Origin of the sequence: Ruminococcus sp. AF20-12LB (assembly GCF_003478985.1) — a bacterium.
GTDB lineage: Bacteria > Bacillota > Clostridia > Lachnospirales > Lachnospiraceae > Blautia_A.
Window position 1 is genome coordinate 36,838 of record NZ_QUGH01000014.1, and the last position, 15,585, is coordinate 52,422.

Annotated in this window: 13 protein-coding genes and 1 pseudogene; 12 read left to right on the forward strand and 2 right to left on the reverse strand. The window is 42.4% G+C overall.

The window, feature by feature from the left end:
- Window positions 1–78: 78 nt before the first annotated feature.
- The 5 genes from DWX61_RS15575 to DWX61_RS15595 all read left to right on the forward strand — a co-directional run bounded on the left by DWX61_RS15575 (window position 79) and on the right by DWX61_RS15595 (window position 4,207).
- Entirely contained in the window at window positions 79–768 is a 690-nt protein-coding gene (locus DWX61_RS15575; RefSeq protein ID WP_118626211.1) for a Crp/Fnr family transcriptional regulator, read from the forward strand.
- A gap of 20 nt (window positions 769–788) precedes the next feature.
- Window positions 789–1,787: an anaerobic sulfite reductase subunit AsrA gene (asrA, locus tag DWX61_RS15580; protein WP_118626213.1), complete on the forward strand. Its 999-nt coding sequence runs from the start codon at window positions 789–791 to the stop codon at window positions 1,785–1,787.
- A gap of 1 nt (window position 1,788) precedes the next feature.
- Complete coding sequence (asrB, locus tag DWX61_RS15585; protein WP_118368662.1) at window positions 1,789–2,577, forward strand: anaerobic sulfite reductase subunit AsrB; 789 nt, start codon at window positions 1,789–1,791, stop codon at window positions 2,575–2,577.
- Window positions 2,578–2,591: 14 nt separating this feature from the next.
- Entirely contained in the window at window positions 2,592–3,557 is a 966-nt protein-coding gene (gene asrC, locus DWX61_RS15590; protein WP_118064000.1) for a sulfite reductase subunit C, read from the forward strand.
- A 179-nt stretch (window positions 3,558–3,736) separates the two neighbouring features.
- Complete coding sequence (locus tag DWX61_RS15595) at window positions 3,737–4,207, forward strand: GNAT family N-acetyltransferase (protein WP_118626215.1); 471 nt, start codon at window positions 3,737–3,739, stop codon at window positions 4,205–4,207.
- A 61-nt stretch (window positions 4,208–4,268) separates the two neighbouring features.
- Here the strand turns inward: DWX61_RS15595 and DWX61_RS15600 are convergent, their stop codons facing one another.
- Window positions 4,269–6,032 (reverse strand): diguanylate cyclase domain-containing protein, encoded by a 1,764-nt coding sequence (locus DWX61_RS15600; RefSeq protein ID WP_118626217.1) that lies wholly within the window; start codon window positions 6,030–6,032, stop codon window positions 4,269–4,271.
- A 253-nt stretch (window positions 6,033–6,285) separates the two neighbouring features.
- Between DWX61_RS15600 and DWX61_RS15605 the strand changes: the two genes are divergently transcribed.
- Together DWX61_RS15605 and DWX61_RS15610 are read left to right on the forward strand one after the other, a co-directional pair.
- Window positions 6,286–7,641 carry an MATE family efflux transporter gene (locus tag DWX61_RS15605; protein ID WP_059086577.1) on the forward strand — a complete coding sequence of 452 codons (1,356 nt, stop codon included), beginning with the start codon at window positions 6,286–6,288 and terminating at the stop codon, window positions 7,639–7,641.
- A 28-nt stretch (window positions 7,642–7,669) separates the two neighbouring features.
- Entirely contained in the window at window positions 7,670–9,007 is a 1,338-nt protein-coding gene (locus DWX61_RS15610) for an MATE family efflux transporter (protein WP_182434023.1), read from the forward strand.
- An 86-nt stretch (window positions 9,008–9,093) separates the two neighbouring features.
- On the opposite strand, the gene DWX61_RS15615 is transcribed toward DWX61_RS15610, so the two are convergent.
- Entirely contained in the window at window positions 9,094–11,826 is a 2,733-nt protein-coding gene (locus DWX61_RS15615; RefSeq protein WP_270427729.1) for a bifunctional diguanylate cyclase/phosphohydrolase, read from the reverse strand.
- A gap of 401 nt (window positions 11,827–12,227) precedes the next feature.
- Between DWX61_RS15615 and DWX61_RS15620 the strand changes: the two genes are divergently transcribed.
- The 5 genes and pseudogenes from DWX61_RS15620 (at window position 12,228) to DWX61_RS15645 (ending at window position 15,477) form a co-directional block, all read left to right on the forward strand.
- Window positions 12,228–12,449 (forward strand): hypothetical protein, encoded by a 222-nt coding sequence (locus tag DWX61_RS15620; protein ID WP_118626223.1) that lies wholly within the window; start codon window positions 12,228–12,230, stop codon window positions 12,447–12,449.
- A 2-nt stretch (window positions 12,450–12,451) separates the two neighbouring features.
- Window positions 12,452–12,664 carry a hypothetical protein gene (locus tag DWX61_RS15625; protein ID WP_118626225.1) on the forward strand — a complete coding sequence of 71 codons (213 nt, stop codon included), beginning with the start codon at window positions 12,452–12,454 and terminating at the stop codon, window positions 12,662–12,664.
- The gene (locus tag DWX61_RS15630; RefSeq protein WP_118626227.1) at window positions 12,652–12,927 is read left to right on the forward strand and encodes an ABC transporter permease family protein; all 276 of its coding nucleotides are present in this window, start codon (window positions 12,652–12,654) and stop codon (window positions 12,925–12,927) included. Before DWX61_RS15625 ends, DWX61_RS15630 begins: the two co-directional genes overlap by 13 nt.
- 34 nt (window positions 12,928–12,961) lie before the next feature.
- Window positions 12,962–13,296, forward strand: a pseudogene (locus DWX61_RS15635) (branched-chain amino acid transporter permease).
- Window positions 13,297–13,959: 663 nt separating this feature from the next.
- A complete protein-coding gene (locus tag DWX61_RS15645; RefSeq protein ID WP_021651218.1) occupies window positions 13,960–15,477 on the forward strand; it encodes a CoA-acylating methylmalonate-semialdehyde dehydrogenase in 1,518 nt (505 codons plus the stop codon).
- The last annotated feature ends 108 nt before the right edge of the window (window positions 15,478–15,585 follow it).

A 15,585-nucleotide genomic window follows, 5' to 3' on the forward strand; every position in this document is an offset into this window, starting at 1 on the left:
TTATAATACAAAAGGAAAGCGAGACAAGAGTAGTTTATTATCAGAAACTGCAAAAGCTATACCAGTGAGGTTGATACAATGGGACAGATAACACTCAGGGAACTGGAGAAGATGGATTTTTTTAAAGAAATCCCAAAGGATATTCTGCAGAATCTGCTTAATGAAAGTGAAGTTGTTTCTTATAAGAAAAAAGAAGTGATTTTTCATTCACGAAGCAGAACCAAAACAGTATATTTTGTGTATTCCGGCGAAGTGATGCTTTATAATCTGACCAAGCATGGAAATCGAAAGGTGATTTTTATCCTGGGAAAAGGACGGCTTTTAAATCAGAGCATTGTAAGCAAAAAGCCGAATGCACTTTTTTGTGAGGCTGCCTGTCCGGTGCAGGTGATAGAAATTGCAGAAAAACAGTTTCTTCAGCTTATGGAACAGAGCCATGCTTTGACAAGAGCTGTTTTGAGAGAGTATGAGAGAAATCTCTGGCGAATGGGGCACCAGCTAAAGAATACGACCGGAAATATGCAGATGGAGCGAAAAATAGCTGCAAAATTATGGAAGCTCGGTCGTGATTTTGGCGTAGATACGGAAGAAGGGGTGATGATAGATATTGATCTTACCATTACCCTGATGGCAGATCTGGTTGGTGCACCAAGGGAAAATGTATCTCGTGCCTGTAAGGTTCTTACGGACAGAGGTCTGATCTGTTATGGTAATAAGCGCTTTATTCTGATAGATTTTGATGGTCTTGCAGAATTTTATAAAATGTGATTATAAGAAAGGGGTATCTGATGGGAAAACGAGTCAGCAGTGATGAGATGCAGAATATTTTTGAAATTTTGCAGAAATCCTATGATGTGTATGGACCGAAAATTTACCAGGGGACAGGATGCTTTTCAGATACAGATGTAGTTCGTTATGGTCTGCTGAACAGCTGGGAAGAGATTGTCTGGGATCAGAAGTCGGATTACAGCTTTAAGGAGGTACTGCTTCCGATTTCAGAGACGATTCTTTATTTTACGGAGAATGAGATGAAAACAGCAGACGGAGCGGCAAGACAGAGGTTGATTTTCTTGAAAAGCTGTGATTTTCATGCCCTGAAACGTCTGGACGACATGTATTTGAAAAATGGTGCAGAGGATTATTATTACAGAAGAATGCGGGAAAACACAGTTTTTGCTGTGATGGGGTGTAAGGAATCCGGAAAAAATTGTTTTTGCGTAAGTATGGGAACGAATCGTTGTGAAGAATATGATATGTATATTTTTCAGGATGAAGATGGATGTTACATGGAGCTGAGATGCAGAGAACTGGAAGAATTATTATGGGATTATGGACAGAATGTTCAGGAGAAACCGATTTTTGTGGAAAATAATGAGGTTCATATAGAGGTTCCGGAAAAACTTTCAAATACAATCCACCAGGATTCCATGTGGCAGGAATATGGCAGTCGATGTATTGGCTGTGGCCGCTGTAATTTTGTCTGTCCTACGTGTACCTGTTTTACTATGCAGGATATTTTTTATAAAGATAATCCAAAGGCCGGAGAGCGTCGCCGTGTATGGGCTTCCTGCCAGGTAGATGGATATTCTGATATTGCCGGAGGACACAGCTTCCGCCAAAGTCAGGGTGAAAGAATGCGCTTTAAGGTATTACATAAAATTTCAGATCATAAGAAAAGATTCGGATATCATATGTGCGTCGGCTGCGGGCGTTGTGAAAATGTCTGTCCGGAGTATATTTCCTATATCGAATGTCTTCAGAAACTGAAAGAAAAGGAGGGAAAGTAAGATGACGAATGAATATATTCCTTTCTTATCTAAGATAAAAGAAATCGTGAAGCATACAGAGACAGAATATACATTCCGTATGACATATGTGGGTGAAGTAAGACCGGGACAGTTTTTTGAAGTTTCTATTCCTAAATATGGTGAGGCACCGATTTCTGTCAGTGGTATAGGAGAAGATTATGTTGATCTGACCATACGCAAGGTTGGCAAGGTGACCGGAGAGATTTTTGAACTGAATGAGGGAAGCTGTTTTTTTATGCGTGGCCCGTATGGAAACGGTTTTGAGAAGGAGAATTATCAGGGAAAAGAACTGATCGTGGTAGCTGGTGGAACAGGAGTATCTCCTGTGAGAGGAGTGATCAGTTACTTCGGTGAGCATCCGGATGAAGTGAAAAAATTACACACGATCCTTGGGTTTAAATCGCCGTCAGATATTTTGTTCCGTGAGGATCTGAAGATCTGGGAACAGCAGATGGAGCTGATCCTGACAGTGGATTCCGCTGATGACGATTCTTATAGGACAGGACTTGTTACAAAATATATTCCGGAACTTGAGCTTGATAATATCCATGAGACTGCAGCTATTGTTGTCGGACCACCGGTCATGATGAAATTTGCAGTAGCAGAGCTTTTAAAGCTGGGAATGAAGGAAGAACAAATCTGGATATCTCAGGAGAGAAAAATGTGCTGTGGACTTGGTAAATGCGGGCATTGTCGAATGAATGATACCTATATTTGTCTGGATGGTCCGGTATTCTGTTATTCAGAAGGTAAAAAACTGTTTGATTAGGGGAGGAAATCGTAATGGATATCAATACAAAGAAACTAAAGAAAAATGCCTTCCGTGTATCAAAGGTCCGTGGGCTTACGGCTTCCAGAGTTCGTGTTCCGGGAGGGTGCTGTAATGCAGACGTTATGCAGCAGGTGGTGGATATTGCCAGAAAATATGGAAACGGACAGATCCATGTTACCACTCGTCAGGGATTCGAAATTGAAGGAATCCATATGGAAGATATGGATAAAGTTAATGAGATGCTTCAACCCATCATTGATAATCTTCAGATCAATCAAAATGAGGCAGGTACCGGGTATTCAGCATCAGGAACCAGAAATGTCTGTGCATGTATCGGAAACAGAGTCTGTCCTTTTGGAAATTATAATACAGCAGCTTTTGCGAAGAGAATCGAAAAGGCTATATTTCCTAATGATCTTCATTTTAAAATTGCACTTACAGGTTGTGCCAATGACTGTATCAAAGCAAGAATGCACGATTTTGGAATTATCGGTATGACAGAGCCACAATATGACCCTGATCGTTGTGTATCCTGTGGCGCCTGTGTAAAAGGCTGTGATAAGCTTTCGGTGGATGCGTTAAAGATGGATAATTACAGAATCGTGCGCAATGAAGAAAAATGCGTAGGCTGTGGAGTATGTGTGACAAAATGTCCTACCAGAGCATGGACCAGAAGTGAAAAAAAATATTATCGTCTGACACTTATGGGACGAACTGGAAAGAAAAATCCACGTCTGGGAGAAGATTTTTTGATCTGGGCAGATGAAGACACTATCGTCAAGGTTATCCTGAACACCTATAAATTTGTAAAAAAATATATTGATCCAAATGCGCCTGGCGGCAAGGAACATGTGGGATATATTATTGACCGTGTAGGGTTTGCAGAATATAAAAGGTGGGCGTTGGATGGTGTAGTACTTCCGCAGGAAACGATAGTGAAAGATAATATTTACTGGAGCGGAATACATTACAGATAATTATAAATAAGATAATTCCAATATAAGGAATTTTGCAAAAGAAGGTTGACCGGAAAAAAACTGACCGTTTAAAAGGATGCTATTGTTATAAGCCTTCCTTTACCTGGAATCCACACGATGGTATTATGGTATGTATAAAGAATCTGTGAAATCAGTTATTGAAAAACAGGAGGGAAAAAATGTTCATCAGAAAAGCAGAAGAAAAAGATATTCCGAGGATCCTGGAATTGTTAGGACAGGTGCTGCAGATCCACGCAGATATAAGGCCTGATATCTTTATTCCGGGCACAACAAAATATACGACAGACGAATTGACAGAGCTTTTGAAAAATGAAGAAAAGCCAATATATGTTGCAGCGGATGAGGCTGATGTTTGTGTGGGGTATGCATTTTGTCAATTAAAGGAACAGCCTTTTTCAAATAATATGGTACCGTTTAAATCTCTTTTTATAGATGACCTGTGTGTCGATCAGGAGGCACGAGGCCGGCATATTGGGGAAAGTCTGTTTGAATATATAAAAAATAAAGCAAAGCAGCTGGGATGTTATGAAGTGACATTGAATGTGTGGGCAGGAAATACTTCAGCAGAAAAATTTTATGAAAAAATGGGAATGCGGACAAAAGAAAGACAGATGGAATACATATTATAAGATGGTTGAACCGCCCAGAGAAAAAACAGTCGGCTAAGACACAGACTGAGAAGTCTGTATCTTAGCCGGAAAATTTATCACTGTAATGAACATGCATGGCTTCCCAGTCCATAAACACTACATAAAATACTCTTCCGTATTGCTGGCTGTCCACGATCCTTCCGTGATCAAGAACAGAAAGGTAAGAGCCGTCCGCTTTTCGAAGATGAAAGTGGATGTAATAATCATTTTTATTGCCGGCATCGATCTGTTTCCAGATGCTTGCTTCTATCTGCTGCTGTTCATTCTCACGGATCAGGTTGTGGAAGCTTTTATTTGTGAGGCTGAAGAGTTCATCTATATTTTTATATCCGGTCATTTGAAGGAACTCGTGGTTTGCATACAGGAGTTCATCATCATCTTTGTCCGCTCTGTATATGATAAATGCACCCGGAAGGTGTTCAGAGATATCCTTGAATGCAAATCCGAGCTGTTTGCGGATTCCTGACCGGAGCCCATCCCTGTAAGCCATACATCCATTTTTTCCGTGAAGCTTTATTTCATAAAGTGCTGCATCTGCACAGCGCATAAGCTGTGAACGGTTGGAGGCAAAGGTTGGATATTCTGCATATCCGAGAGAAATAAAAAACGGATATTCTTTTCCCTTACATGAAAATGTCTTTGGAAGCTTGGTAAATTGCAGCAGCAGTTCTCCCGCTTCTTTATAGGTATGATCCGGCAGAAGAATGCAGAACTCATCGCCACCGTTTCTTCCCAGTAATGTGGTTTTTGGGAAAAAAGCCTTCATGCTATCTGTAAGACTCTTTAGTGCCCTGTCTCCATAGACATGTCCGTAAATATCATTAATAAACTTAAAGTCATCAATATCAAGGAGTGCGGCCACAAAATGCGTTTTTGGATTTTTAGTGAACATCCTTTCGGCTAATTCATCAAATCCATAGCGGTTGTAAATATCGGTGAGAGAATCTGTGTGTGCCAGTATTTGAAATTTGTTTTTATTTTCTTTCGATACTAACCATACCCGGGTAAGACCTGAGAAAAGTAAAACGACAGCAGTAAACATTCCGCCGACGATTACCAGTAATCTAAGGTCTCTCCATCCGCTTTCAGGAGCTACTTCTAATGTCCAGTGCTCTTCCCCTATCGTAAAACCATAAGAAACAGTATGAGTTAATTGGTCGTCTGACTGATAAACAACTTTATAAGTATCGCTCCAGGGAGCGTCGGTTTTTGAGAGTCTGTATTCATATCCGAAATCCGAAAGTGCACTGATCGCATCTGAAAAAATGTCAGGAACACGCAGGATAACAATGGTAAATCCCCAGAAATATTCCTGGTTGTTTTCATCTTTCAGGTAGACTGGATTGCGGACAGCAATTCCACAGCCGCCCCGTTTTAAATCGAAAGGACCTTGTGTAATGATCACGTGATTGTCTCTTGCGTAACAGGAAATTTTGCTGCAATCTTTATCCTGGAGCAGATCGATCTTACTCGCTTCCGTTCCCTCAGAAGGATAAATATCTGTTACATTACCATCCGGAGCAAGCTGTATGCTTTCAATAACGTCAGACATAATATTTTCCGCAATTGTGTCAAACTGATTGATCTTTCCGTTTTCACTGATCAGGACCTGCTTTAGCGCATCTGTGATCGCAATTCCATTTGTAATCTCATTTTTTATACGTTCGCCGTAGGTTGTTGCATTTAATTGTGCTTTTATGTGTTGTTGTTCAGTTTCATGTGAGTCTATTTTGTATACAATTAAACCAACAAGGCATATGCCCAGTAAAAAAACGATAAGAGGTACAATTGTTTTTTTCTTCACCTGGTTCACCTCGTTTTATTAGTTTCGCAATAAAGTATTATACCATAGAAGTAAAAAAATAGAATGATTTTTTGCGTTAAAGTGATATTGTTTTTTTATGTACAATGGAAATATGACCAGAGGGTGAAATATAGTATACAATTGAGGATTATATTGGAAAGAATACTGAAAAAACCTCGCGGTTTTGTAGGGTATATGATATACTGTTCTTTATAAGTAAATATCTTATCGGAATTCACGGAGGATCTGACCGATGCTGAATAAAAAAGATTTTTTAAAATATGCATCAAAATTAGCATTTCCGATCATGATCCAAAATCTGATCGGAACATTAGTAAATGTTGCGGATACTGTAATGCTGGGATATGTAAGCCAGACTGCCATGTCAGCTTCATCTCTTGCCAACCAGTACACATTTATTCTTTTCTGTTTGTATTATGGCATGGCTACAGGTACTTCGGTTTTATGTGCCCAGTACTGGGGAAAGGGTGATAAAAAGACAGTAGAAAAGATTCTCGGCCTGGCGGAGCGGATCTCACTGATCGTTTCTCTTGTATTTTTCGTTATCTCCTTTTCCATGCCGACTACGATCATGAAGATTTTTACAAACAGTCCGGATACGATTGCTGCCGGCAGCGAGTATTTGAAGGTGATCTCATTTTCCTTTATGTTTATGGGATTCTCTCAGGTTTTCATGAGTGCCCTTCGAAGTGTCGGAAAAATAATGCTGCCTTCTGTTACATACATTGTATCGCTTTGCGTCAATGTATTTTGTAATGCCACCTTTATCTTTGGCCTGTTTGGACTTCCAAAGCTTGGTGTTACCGGTGTTGCCCTTGGTACTGTTATTGCCAGGATCGCAGAGGTATTGATCTGTCTCATCTATTCATTAAACAGCTCCGATGTCAGATTCCGGATAAAATATTTCTGTGCGAAATCCGGTATTCTGTTCAGGGACTTTATGAAAATTGCTTCTCCGGCTGTGATAAATGATGTTGTCTGGAGCTTTGCCAGTTCAGCGTTCGCAGCGATCCTTGGCCACATTGGCGATGATATGGTTGCCGCAAATGCCGTTGCTGTTATGGTGGTAAACATTGGTGCCATCGCCTGTCGCGGTTTTGCCAACGCTACTACCATCATTATCAGCCAGGAGCTTGGTAAAGATCACAAGGATACAGCCAGAGAATATGGGAAACGTATGCTGAGAATAACAATTATCGTAAGTCTCATCGGATGTGCCATTATTCTGGCAGTCCGCCCTATGATACTGGACTTCTACCGGGATAAACTGACAGAGACAGCTATTTATTATCTTGGTATTTTTATAATCATGACAACCTGGCGTCTTGTAGGAGAGGGTATCAATACCTGTCTTATATGCGGATGCTTCAGAGGAGGTGGCGATTCCAGGTTCGGAATGATCGTAGATTCCATATTTATGTGGCTTGTTGCAGTTCCTCTCACCTTCCTTGCAGCATATGTTTTAAAACTGCCGCCTGTCTGGGTATACTTTATAATGACCCTGGATGAGTTCGAAAAAATGCCTGTGGTGTTCATCCACTATTTCAGAAATAAATGGCTTACGAACATTACCAGAGATTTTGACTGATCAGGGGATTAAGCAGGAGACTAAAAAAATGAAATATTTTGAAGCAAAAATGTCTTATCCTCAATTTTTAAAATATCTGGTCCCATCAGTGCTGACCATGATCTTTTTATCATTTTATACAACGATAGATGGATTTTTTGTATCACGGTATGCAGGCTCTGACGCGCTTGCAGGAATTAATATTGTTATTCCGATCACCTGTGTTATTTTCGGAACATCTGTCATGCTTGCAACGGGATCAGGTGCCATTATAGGAGAGAGAATGGGACAAAAAAGAGAACAGGAAGCAAATGAGATATTTACTTTTATAACGATCGTGCTGTTCGTACTTTCGGTTGCTTTTACAGTTGTGGGAATCCTTTTCCTGAAACCGATCTGTATTTTTTTAGGAAGCAGTGAGCGCCTGATGGAGCATGTGGTGCCATACGCATTTGTCATATTTTTAGGATCGGTTCCGATGTCATTCAAGCTATTTTTCGAATATCTTGTGAGGACGGATGGGAGATCGTACATCGGAATGATCATGTCTCTGACCGGTCTGGCTTTTAATATTGTTTTCGACTATATTTTTGTGGCTATATTCGGACTGGGAACGCTTGGAGCTGCGTGGGGAACATTTCTCTCCATTACGGTAAGCATGTTGATCGGCTTTATTTATTTCCTGAAATACAGCCATATAAGGTTTTGCAGACCGAAGGCAGATGGGAGTGTTCTTCTGAAATCCTGCACCAATGGAAGCAGTGAAATGCTGACGGAGATGTCTACCGGGATCACTACATTTTTATTTAACCTTATTATCATGCAATATTTTGGTGAAGATGGAGTTGCGGCTGTGACGATCATTATGTATATTTACTATTTCTTCATCGCTTTTTATATGGGAATTGCCGTTGCAGCGGCTCCGATCATAAGCTATAATTATGGCTCTGAAAATCATGACAAGATCAGAGAAATAACACGATATAGTTTTATTACGATTGCCATCAGTTCAGTATTGATCCTCGCAGTATCACTTGTATTTGGAAAACAGATCATCCATTTATTCGTCGGGAACGGAAATGTATTTACATTGACATGGGATGGCTTGAAGCTGTTTAGTCCGGTTTTCCTGTTTATTGGTTTAAATGTATTTCTTTCCGGATACTTTACTGCCCTGGGAAATGGTTTTATTTCGGCATTGATCTCATCAATGCGTTCTTTGATCCTGGTGGTCGTGTTCATACTGATCCTTCCGAAGCTTATAGGTGTGGCCGGTGTCTGGATGACGATGCCGCTGGCGGAAGCCGTGACTATTTTTATAGCTGTTTATCTGTATCGAACATACGGGAAAAGTTTCATGCAGGAAAATTCCAGAGCCACGTCTTAATGATATTTTGCAAAACTCTAACGAAAAAGAGGCCGTCAAGTACGACCTCTTTTTTTCGTTATGGCTTTATCATGTCATGGGAGTATTTATAACTTCTGTGGAGATATTTCCAGGTATTCATAGGATGGCTGGAAATCATGGCTGTCACACTGACGGTAATATTGGGTGAAAATACGTTCTATGATATCAGGGATATGCGTTTCATCAGGTTCAAACAGTATGATGAGATACTGCAGGGAACTGTAGCGTGTACAGATATCCACACGGCGGATATTCTGCCGGATGGCCTGTTCCATATATTCCAGAGTCTGCTCAATGGATTCGATATCAGGAACTGTATCCACAAGTGTCTCGATGGTGATCATCGCCAGATAACATCTGCACTGGCTGCGTGTGACAAGCTGACTCATGTATTCATACTGTCGTGCGAAATCCCGGTAATTCAGATCAAGAGCACCTACATAGATGCCGCTTTTCTTAAGAGACTCTGCCACAAGCTCCAGATCTTTTCCGGAACCGGATGCCGCAAGAGTGCTGCGGTCGATCTGCTGGTAGAAAAAGAACTGGTTTTTGCCGTTTTGTTTTACGTAATACAGAGCTTTATCTGCTTTGGAATAGCAGTCCTCAAAGGAATCCTCGGTGCTGCACAGACACAGGCCTGCGGACAGTGTGGCAAACCGGAGTTCCGGATCATCGGTAGTGATGGTGTGAAATTTCTGGAACAGATCGTCCATCTGCAAAGACAGGGAATCAGGATCTGTGTCCGGAAGGAACATCAGGAATTCATCGCCTCCAAGTCTGCAGGAAATTCCCTGATCTGCCCGTTTCTGAAGCAGCTTTCCAAGACATTTCAGCGCACGGTCGCCGGCTTTGTGGCCATAGATGTCGTTGATCTTTTTCAGGTTATCCATATCAAGGAATATCAGACATCCATCATGCGTCTGCATAAATTCTGCGGTAAGACGTTCGCCCAGGTTACGCATGGGAAGACCGGTAAGGAAATCATAGCTTTTTGCATCTTCCTGGCTTTTTATGGTGGCCATTATGTCAGAGATGAATTTGCTGACGGTAAGCTGCATATCCGGAAGGTTATAGGTGTCCGGTTCTTCCTGGGAAGGATCCCACTGAGGCAGTCGCTTTTCGTTGAGTAGTTTCAGAAAAATGTCGGTGATCTTCGGGTCGAACTGTGTACCACGGTTTTTACGGAATTCTTCGTAAATAACTTCCGGTGGAAGCGCATTACGGTAGATTCGACGGGAGTTCATGGCATCGTAGCAGTCTGCAACAGCCACGATGCGGGCATGGATGGGGATCTCTGTTCCGGCCAGTCCGTCCGGATAGCCTTTTCCGTCATAACGCTCATGGTGACTTCTTGCGATTTCTGCCGCATGAGGGATCAGGGTTATGTCCTTCAGGATCTCGGCACCGATAACGGTGTGTTTTTTTATAAGGTTGTATTCATCATCAGTCAGCTGTGCAGGTTTGTTCAGGAACGGATCCGGGATACCGATCTTACCGATATCGTGAAGGTGAGTAGCACGTTTCAGATTCAGGATTTCCTTCGGTGTCCAGCCCAGCTCCTCTGCAATCAGGGCTGCATATTGTGCAACCCGGTAGGAATGGCCGCAGGTGTACGCGTCCTTTGCTTCAATGGTGGTGGAAAGGGTCTGTATCATCTGCAGAGACATTTTTTCATTCTGTTCCTGGTTTTTGCGGATTTCGATCTGCTGGCGTTTCAGTTCCATATCCTGGACGTTTTTGATGGCTCTTACAATATTGACAAAAAGCAGGATCAACATGCCGGCACCCACAAACAGTCCGGACATCGATGTGACAAAGTATACAGAGGTTGCTTCAACGGCAATACACAGGATCGCTGCCAGCAGACCAATGAGCAAAATCCGGTCGGCCTTGTTTTTTTCGGTGCGTATATATTGGAAAAGGTGTACAAATATTGTGGCAACGGTGATTGCCAGGATTCCGTGACTTACAGGCATAGTTTCGATATAATCTGCGATACCGGCAGCAGTGAGGATCGTACAGACTGCAAAATTTACCATTGCGATGCTTCCAAGACAGACATAAAATCTGTGATGCAGCCCTTTCTGGAGACTGTCCGCAAAAAACAGGATCGGGAGCGGACACAAAAGGATCATAACGAAGCACAGAGATCCGAGAGAGGAAGCGTTGGGGACCAGGAACTGACGGAGCTTGGATTCACCCAGCATCCAGACTGCGCCCATAACCATGCACCATCCAAGATATTCCATGTCAAATCGTGTATGATAGACCAGTCCCAGAGCGAAACTGAACAGGATTGTGACGATTCCGGCAAACAGGATAAAAAAAGCAATGTAGGTTTCCAGTCCGTATCTGCTGAAAATATATATCCAGATATCTGCCTTGTCTCCGCAGTAAACAGGATTGACGACTCCGGTGTAGTTGGAGGTGTAAGTGGTCAGTTCAATACGGAGCTCTTTGCCGGCATCGGAAGCATAAACCGGGCAGAAAACATAACGGCTGGCGGAGTTTTTGCCCACAAGCCTTGTTTTATGCGTGGAGTAGCTGGCCCTGAGGTTGTCCCCTACATAAAAATCCACATCCTGAAGGGAAGAACGGATGGCAAAGCAGGTATCTGTAAGATCATCGGGAAGCTGTATCGTGAGGACCATCGTGTCACCGACGGGAACCTTGTAGGTGCCCGGAACGGAAATTTCCTGGGTGGTTCCATCCGGTTTCTGCCAGGTAACGGTACCGGAATAGATTACAGAGGCTGCTGAGGCGTCGGAAGAGCGTTCATCTGCACCAAAAATCTGCATAAAAATGAACCAGCCAAGGATGGCGAACATCAGAATATAAAAGAAATATCTTTTTCCCTGGTTAAAGGTTTCTGTTTTTTCTTTTATGGCAATATGTCTCCTTATAATGGGAAAGGATTAGTTTGTAAATTGAAAAACTCCTTTAGATCGATTATACCAGACCGGAGCGGAAAAATCAGTATAAACAGACATACTGCGCGGATTTATGTGATTAGCATAAATTCTGCGCATCGCGAAGCGTGTTGCTGAGAACGGAGTGAGCAGTAACAACATATCCGATGCATCTGCGCGCAGGATATGGTACAATGGGTGAATGTGGAGTATGATATATGCAAAGCATGATATATGCAGGATAAAGGATCAGAATAAAGAATGAGAGTAAAGCGACAGGAGGAAGGATCATGAGTAAGATCGTAAATATCACATCAAAAGAGGATAAGGATCAGAAGCTGCAGGATATAGCAAATTCACTGGAGGAGCTGAAGGATGTAATGGCTGAAGTGATAGAAGCCTATGAGGAAGAAAATGCGGACAGCCGGAAGATGGACACGTTGACAGAGGCACTGGATGCGCTTGAGGACGCTTATGAGGTCGTTAACGATGTGCTGCTGGAGGAAATCTGATCATGCAGTATAAGGTTCTGAAGATAGAAGAAGACATGGATTTCGGCTGTGAAGAGCGACAGCCGGGTGAAGCACTTATGTCAATAGTGCTGATAGAAGATGAAAATGGAAATGAAACAAGTCTGCGACATGATGACGGCCTCCTGTATGAAAGAGATATCAATGAGGGAGATCTTGTTACCATGGACGGGCAGCATCAGCTGTGGAAATTGTAAAGCAGAAGGGACGTACATCATTGGATTTTGTCATGACTGCGCTGTTTGTGGTTATGTTCATTGATCAGTGGGAAGATGCACAAGATCATAAGCCGGCGCTGGTCGGAATTGTATGCTCTGTGATCTGCCTGGTGATCTTTGGAAGCGGGAAGTTTATCCTTCCGTCAATGGCATCGATCGTTTTATGCTTCCTGGGAATGAAGAAGCATGAGGAGAAGAGAAAAAAAGAACGTATACAGAAGTCAGGAGAATATCAGGCATGACAGTTGGGATATAGCCGGACAGGAGGGATAAGGAATGACTATGACAATAACACAGCAGATCATAACGGTTGTGGTAGTGGTCCTAGGGACTATGACAACGCGATTTTTGCCGTTTATCATATTCCCGGAAGGAAAGGAACCGCCGGCTGTGATCACCTATCTGGGAAAAGTGCTGCCCTGTGCAGTGATCGGATTGCTGGTGGTATTTTGTCTGAAGGATGTGCCGGAAAGTACTCATTACGGACTGCCAGAGCTGATCGCAATACTGTGTTCATTGTGGCATTACATAAATGGAAGAAGAGTACATTGCTCAGCATAGGAGGGGGAACGGTGTTTTATATGGTGCTGGTGCAGACCATATTTGGTTAGTCAGAAATATGCGAAAAACAGAAAATGAGAAGGCTAAGGCAGGATACGATAACCGTATCCTGTTTTTTGACTGCAGCAGTAATTTATGAAAATGCTGTAGATCAGATAAGCAGGCGCAGGATTGTATGTAAAGGTGCAATAAGCCGTGAAAAGAAGCGAGTGGTCGTGAAAATGAGTGTGTCCGCAAGGGACGCACAGATGTATTCCCTTGTTCCTGGAAAATACAGAGAAAATATGCCGGGATCAGAGGAATCTGTAATTGTAACAGAACAACGATACCCCTTACTTGTCTGTGAATCCGATTGCACAGGTCTAAAAGCCTCAGCGTAGCTGGAGGCAATAAATAGTGTGTGTGGAATGGTGTGTTATGAAAATAACAAAAATGAGTAACTTTTGCTCTCACAATGGAATAAAAAACGACAAGACACTATGCGGCTTTATGGCTGTAAATGCATACGTTTCAAAAGTTTATACAGGGAACATGGAATACCATGAAATGTGAATAAATTAACACATAATTTTGAAAAATATACTCAAAATATAACCATACTATATTGACAAAATTAAAAATAAATGATAATCTGTGACCAGAACAAAACGAGAATGACTAAAATTTTTATGAAGTTAAGAATAAAAAGGTAAGCACGAAAGGAGTATCTTAAAATGGCTGAGATCAAAAAAATGGGTTACTGTGTAAACGGTGAGTGGAAAGAGTCAAAGGCAGAGAAATACATGGATGTTACAGATTCCAGTACAGGTGAGGTGATCGCGCAGGTTCCCTGCTGTACACCGGATGAGGTAGAAGAGGCGATCGCTTCCGCACAGGCTGCATTCCCGGAATGGTCCTCACTTTCTCTTGCAAAGAGACAGCAGTATATGTTCAGATGGAGAGATGTTCTTTATGCTCATAAGGAAGAGCTTTCCGTACTTTGTGCAAAAGAACTCGGAAAGAACATCAAAGAGGCAAGAGGAGATGTTCAGAAAGCAATTGAGCCTACAGAAGAGGCATGTGCACTTCCGACAATGATCCAGGGTGATGCTGCAATGCAGGTAACTACAGGATATGATACAGCTACATATCGCAAACCACTTGGAGTAACTGCTGGTATTGTTCCGATGAACTTCCCGGCAATGATCCCATGGGGCTGGATGGTTCCGCTTTCCATTGCATGTGGAAATACAGTAGTACTGAAAGCAAGCTCCCAGACACCACTTACAGCTATGAGGATCATGGAGCTCTTCTATACAGAGGGCGGATTCCCGAAGGGTGTTGTAAACCTTGTGACCTGCAGCCGTGTAGAGGCTGATATCCTTCTTACAGATGAGAGAGTAAAGGCTGTTACATTCGTAGGAACAACAGGTGTTGGTAAACAGGTATATTCCAAGGCAGCAGCTCATGGCAAACGAGTTCAGGCACAGTGTGAGGCAAAGAACCATGCACTTGTACTTGAGGACTGCAACCTTGAGGCTACTGTTAATGCGATCATCAACTCTACATATGGATGCGCAGGTATGAGATGTATGGCTCTTCCGGTTGTATGCGTACAGGATAGTATCGCAGACGAATTTGTTTCACTTCTTAAGAAAAAAGCAGAGGCTATGAAGCTTGGCTGTGCATATGATGAAGATACCGATCTCGGCCCGGTTGTAAATGCAGGCCATAAGGAGAAGATCTGCAACTGGATCCAGAAGGGTATCGATGAGGGTGCGGAGCTTGTACTTGACGGACGTAATGTAGTAGTTCCGGGATATGAGAACGGATTCTTCGTAGGACCGACAATTCTTGATCATGTAACACCGGAGATGACAGTTGGAAACCGTGAGATCTTCGGACCGGTAACCTGTATCAAACGAGTAAAGGATTACGAGGAAGGCATCGCAGTCATGAATGCCAATCCATTTGCAAATGGTTCCTGTATCTTTACACAGAGCGGATATTACAGCCGTAAATTCGCTATGGAGACAGATGGTGGTATGGTAGGAATCAATGTAGGTATCCCGGTTCCGACAGCATACTTCCCATTCTCCGGAAACAAGGATTCCTTCTTTGGTGATCTGCACGTTCTCGGAAAAGACGGCTATCGTTTCTTCACAAGAGCAAAAACAGTTACAACACATTGGTTTGATGAAGCTGCCGGAAAGAGAAAGGTCGGCACATGGGAAGGAAGTACTGAGGCTTAAGAAAGCTTCATAAATAAATTTATGACACTGAAAGGCAGATTGGGTAAGATCTGCCTTTCAGATAAAATCCTCTAATGAAATGAGCATATTCAAAAACGGTGCATCTGC